The sequence below is a fragment of the Synechocystis sp. FACHB-383 genome, from assembly GCF_014698605.1.
Taxonomy (GTDB): domain Bacteria; phylum Cyanobacteriota; class Cyanobacteriia; order Cyanobacteriales; family Microcystaceae; genus Synechocystis; species Synechocystis salina.
In genome coordinates this window covers 1-4716 of record NZ_JACJTJ010000002.1, presented here as the reverse complement: position 1 = coordinate 4716, position 4716 = coordinate 1, and the positions used below count along the sequence as shown (strand labels likewise).

The following is a 4716-nucleotide window of genomic DNA, read 5'->3' as shown; positions in this document are numbered from 1 at the left end:
TGGGTTGTCAGGATCTGATTTGTAAGTTATTGAAACAAGATTGCCTTGACCGATTTGAATGGAATTGTCTAAGGTCAGGACAACCGATGTTTCATTGATAATTGCCTGAAGAACGCCAACACCTTTGCCATTGATTAATACACTAAAGTCATCACTGGGAAGTTGATCATTTTCCGAAGTAAACGATAATTCTTGATCGAAGGGAATAACAATGGTTTGATTAGAGCCGTAGCCATTATAAGTATCACCATTAACGTCTAAGTCTAATACCGTTGGTGCACTGGCATCATTAATTAAATCAACTGATAAATCGGCGAATTTCTCTAACCAAAATGTTGTCCCAGTTAGATCAATATACGCCAGATTGCTACTATCATTCCCGTCCGATGCCACTAAGTTATAACTAACAGAAACCGTTGTTGCATTGGCCGCAATTGGCTGGGCTAAGGTTAGAACCAGCGTGTTACCTTCCACATTTGGAGGCTCTTTCTGGTTTAAAGACTGAGTAACACCGTCAATGGTGACGACAAATTGATCCGCTTCTGGGTTGAGATAATTTCCTTGATTGTTGGCTAAGTTTTCCCCAAAGGTCAGATAAATATTGCTTCCTTGGGCCAAAGCAGAAATGGGTAATAAATTGGGAGCATCGCTACTCCAACTGAGCAGAATATCTCCTTCACTGGTGAGGGCTAAGGCCGGAGAGCTATCTTGGGTAAAGTCATTGTCTATCTTGCTCAGAACCTGATTAATATTCTCTGTGCTGATGAATGTACTGTTTGTGTCCCCTGCGGTCGTCGAAGAACTGGCATTGCTAATGATAAAAGAAGCAATATCTTGATTACTTGAACTTTCTAGATTATCGCTTCCTCCTTGGGTCGGCGTATATTGTACGGTATAGTTTTCTCCCTGGGGAATGGTCTGAGCTAAGGTTAGAACAACACTATTTTTATTAACGTAAATGGGTTGTTGTCCGTTTGGATTAGGAGAAATTAAATTAATGGTGCTTCCATCACTGTCTTTTACGATAAATTGGCTCGCATCGGGAACAATATCGGTGTTTAACGGTGTATTAAAGGCGATGGTTATTTGTTGATTGGTATTGGTATAATTATTACCATTGCCACTGGTTGGGTCATAGGTATAAACCAGAGTTTGGGCGGAGTTATTGATAACCGTACTTTTTGTAAAGTCATTGAGCTGATTACCGCTATAGCTCACGGTAATATTGTCCGTTAGGGGCTGATCGTTTAGGGTGGTGTAGGGAATTGAACGCTCCAAACGCAGAATAACTGTATTCCCTTGGACAATGACACCAAAAACCGGAATAGTTGAGACGCTCTTATTAGCATTGGTTACCTGGACGGTAAAGTCTTCAGGATTTAGGGTCAAATCTGGGCTTAGGGGCGTGGAAAAGGGAATAGTTAGTAAAGATCCCTGAACACTGGGTTCCGTTTCGGAAGCTGATGACGTTAATGAAGGATTGAGGGTTAGACTTTGAGATGAAGATTCTGGCCAAGTCCAAGTAGGAAAAATTGAAAACTTTGCGCTTATCAATCCTGCCAGCAATTCGACCTTAGCACTTATAGGAATCCCAAGGGTAAATGTGTCGGGAGGAAAATCAGATTCTCCCTTGGCTTTAAAAGTGCCATCAAAAAAGAGTCCTACAGAGCCATTTATCTGGAGAACAAAAGGAATTGCCAGTGCAAAGTCAAGTCCTGCTGTGAAATTAACAGCAAATAACAAGGACTCCAATGACACGGGACTTTTATTCTCATCGGCTTCAATTACTGCAATAAGATCAGAAAGAAGGGAACTGGCGGCGATAAATGGGGAAAATTCTGGGACATCAGCCAACACATCTGAAACCACTAAGCCCTTATCGCTTAAATAGGGACCTAAGAGAGGACTATAATTAGGACTATTGGGCTTCAACTGCCACTGAACAGCGAAGCCGATATTGCCGAAGGCGTTAATACTGAATAAAGGAATATCACGAAAGGAAGTAGCGGTGCCGAAAAGAGGGATCTGGAGTCCAGCCGTTAGTCCCAGACCACCTGTTTCCAGAGATAGGGGGAAGGATTTATCTGAACCTTGCTTATTCGCGTAACTGAACAAGGAAGATAATGTCACCGAAATTTCAAATGTATTCTGTTGAGAGTCTTGTGTACGATTTTGAAATTTGAATTTATTGTTACCTTCCTTATTCTTGCGACTTCCATTAATCGCAATAGATGCAATTGCATTGAGTAGTAGCTTGCCATCGGTGGAAACTCCTCCACCAAATAATTGCCAGTTAGGATTATCTCCGCTTGACCCCTGTAAAGCAATATTAATCACGATGCTATCAAGAAAGCCAAGAGATTTTGCTGCGGTGGGGTCAGGGCTTTTAGTAAGTAAAAATTTTGAGAGGTTAGCGATTAAGTTGCTAGATGTATTCCAATTGAAACCTATCCCCTGAAAGGCTTTTTTTGCTAAGAATTCTGCTTCAGAATCACTTAAGACAGAGTAGGAAGCGGCAACGGCAGAATTTTGACCGGAATAACCAGATCCATTCCTGGTCAACGTACCAGTGACTGGCGTAGGGGGAGAACTTGGTGTCGTTGTGAATTGACTACTATTAACCCTAAAGGATTGGTAGTATAAGTCCGTATCTTCCCGAATACCTTGGTTTTGAGCATTTTCAGTATTAACTTTTTGCCCCACCACAAACACGGTGCCGTCATCTTTGGCGATCGCCCTGGGTTCCAAATCCCCTACTTGGTCGGCGGTCAGAGCTTGGGGTTTATCTAGCCATTGCGTTTGGCCACTGGCATTGTACTGAGCCGCTGTGTAGAAAATATTGCTTTGATTCTCACTGCCCTGCTGGTAAACCACCGCTAATCCTGGTAGCCCTGTGCCGGAATCATCAATGAGCTTATCGTTGGCAATTAAGTTTAAACTGATGATTTTTTGAGAGCCGACATTGGTGATCGCCGTTTCATTGATCCAGGTTGCAGAATTGTCGTTGTAAGTTGCGTGAAAGAGCGTGGCGTCTTCCACCCAGACAATATGAGTTACCCCCGCCGAATCCGTAGTAATCGCAGAAAGTCGATTTGAGAAGTTAATAGCCATGAAAAAAAAAGACGAAGTTAAACGGCATTTTTGGACAACAATTTGCAGAATTCCATGTTGGTGTTTTGCAATAAATGACTGAAAAACCTAAGCCCTCACCTGATTGGGTTGAAAGCCGTGCTTAAGTAATAATTCAGTTTTTTAGTTTAAATTTGCTCCCGTCTTGGCCAGGGTCTTAAATGGCGACGTAAACTGCCCTAATCCCCCACATTGCGGAATTTAAAGAGAAATTACCGAATTTTTAGACGCCGTTCTACCCGCTCAACAAGCAAAATCAAAGGCCGTTTTCGCTTGCCACAATTCTAGCATCAACACCTCAGAAAAATTACCTAAAATAATCTACTAAGTCAAATTCTCCCCCTTGTGACACAAAACTTAAGATTTTGCCGACAAACTAGTTCATGGGGTTTTCAAGCCAAAAATTGAACGGCGATCAAATTTTCTATTAAAATTCTAATTCATGGCTATAGAAGTTGGAAAACTAAATTGTAAAATTAAATCATTGTAATCCTGATCACCGCCCCCAACTATATCTTCAAAGCCAAAAAGGTTACTACCAAGGCGGGACATTTGACTAATGCCACCGGGGTTAGCTTCATTAAAAGAGAAAAGAGCAACGGGGCCAAGATTGGGATCATTACCGGGATTTTGATTCAGCACCTCTGCAATGGTGGCGTTGGGAATAATCACCATGCCATACATATTGTTGCCTAATAGGTTAATGGTTTGTTTTGTTGTGCCAAAGAAACTATCTGGTGCCGTTAAACTTACTCCGGTGAGGGGATTTTGGGCTCGATTTAAAGCGGCCTGGAGGTAACCTATTTCACCTGGCTTGAGATCAATTTGGCGATCGCCATTAATGTCTAATCCCCCAGTTAAGCTATCCACTTGGTAGAGGGCAATGGCATTGTCATAGGCTCCAGCACGACTAATGGAGGCTTCGACGGTAACGGTTTGATTTAAAATTCCTGGTACAACCAAAGTTTTGGAGCTAATTTCAGCAGTGATGCCCCCAAAATTGAATTGATGATAACCCCGACTATCGGTTTCAACGGTGGGGGAAGTATTAACGGAAAAAGTTGTCTTGCCTCCCTGTTGGCTGTAGAGCATATAGTAACGATTAGCTTCTAACTTAGAAGCCCTGAAATCACCAAAGAACTGAGATTCCGTTCCAGTTAATTTATTAATGTCAGTAAAACTTTGTTGCGCTAAATCACGGGTTAAAGCTTGGGTTGAAGCGCTGTTTTGATTATTAAAAACGATTTGTTTGCGGGCTAAAGCAGCAGCTTCATAGCCTAGATCATCGGGTCGCAGGCCATTTATGGAACCATCGGGGTCATCCATCGCAATCCAGCCTATTTCATAGTTTTGGTCAGAACTGCTAATTAACCTTAGTTGTACCTGGCCATCGGCATTGGTGGGAGCCCAGAAAACCCGATTATTGTTGGTAATTAAACCTGGAATTGTACGACCTAAATAACCCTTCGTTTCTACCAGGCCATTGCTTACTCCGTCGGCATCTCCCCGATCGCCATCGAGAAGCTCAAGCTTGACTCCATGGGGATTGTTTTCACCATCTAGATAACTAAATTTAGCCCCGGTCAC

Annotated in this window: 2 protein-coding genes; both read right to left on the bottom strand. The window is 42.4% G+C overall.

What is annotated here, in order from left to right; all coding sequences use genetic code 11:
- On the bottom strand, window positions 1-3111 hold a 3111-nt coding region (locus H6G45_RS00030; RefSeq protein ID WP_277922693.1), incomplete at its 3' end, for a SwmB domain-containing protein.
- Between the two features lie 453 nt (window positions 3112-3564).
- A partial coding sequence (locus H6G45_RS00025) for a DUF4114 domain-containing protein (protein ID WP_190595437.1) occupies window positions 3565-4716 on the bottom strand: 1152 nt, incomplete at its 5' end.